Raw genomic sequence first — 574 nt, 5'->3', positions numbered from 1 at the left:
GCGGCCCGCGAGGGGGTCCGTTTGTTATCGGACCGGTCAGGGAGGCGGGCGGATCACCCGCCCGGCGCGATCGGCGCGGCCTCGACGCCGCAGGTCGGCGTCGCCGCCGTCTCGACCCGCCCGCCGGCCGGGCGGAGATCCCGCGTGCCGGAAAGGTCGCGCGCCGGGTCGGCGATCCCGAGGATCTGCGGGGCTTCCATCCGCCGATGTCGGCCCCGCCTCACGCCGTCGCGGCGGCGTCCGCGCGATGGGGAGCCGGCGGGATCTCGGCCTCGTCCCCGGGCGCGGCGGGGCGGCCCACGCTGCTGTAGGCGAAGCCGTGAGCCCGGACGTCGTCGGCCCGGTAGACGTTGCGGAGATCCACGAGGACCGGTCGCTGCATCACCGCCCGCAGCCGGTCGAGGTCCAGCGCCCGGAACGCGTCCCATTCGGTGACGAGGACCAGCACGTCCGCGCCCTCGGCGCAGTGATAGGCATCCTCCGCGAAGGCGACGCCGGGCAGGAGCGGGCGCGCCTGCTCCATGCCCTCGGGATCGTAGGCGCGGACCACGGCGCCGGCATCCTGCAGGCCGGC

General features: G+C 76.5%; 2 protein-coding genes. Both read right to left on the bottom strand.

All coding sequences use genetic code 11. The features are described from left to right. Positions 1–53: 53 nt before the first annotated feature. Entirely contained in the window at positions 54–200 is a 147-nt protein-coding gene (locus tag ACTJK8_RS20835; RefSeq protein ID WP_012321526.1) for a hypothetical protein, read from the bottom strand. 20 nt (positions 201–220) lie between these two features. After that, a partial coding sequence (locus ACTJK8_RS20830; protein WP_440762449.1) for a UDP binding domain-containing protein occupies positions 221–574 on the bottom strand: 354 nt, incomplete at its 5' end.

The organism is Methylobacterium sp. 22177, from assembly GCF_052045615.1.
GTDB lineage: Bacteria > Pseudomonadota > Alphaproteobacteria > Rhizobiales > Beijerinckiaceae > Methylobacterium > Methylobacterium radiotolerans.
Note: the sequence above shows the minus strand (reverse complement) of the source record. Positions and strands in the feature narration are given on the sequence as shown.

Coding starts and splice junctions, on each gene's coding strand:
- ACTJK8_RS20835 (WP_012321526.1), bottom strand. CDS start 200: ATGGAAGCCCCGCAGATCCTCGGGATCGCCGACCCGGCGCGCGACCTT.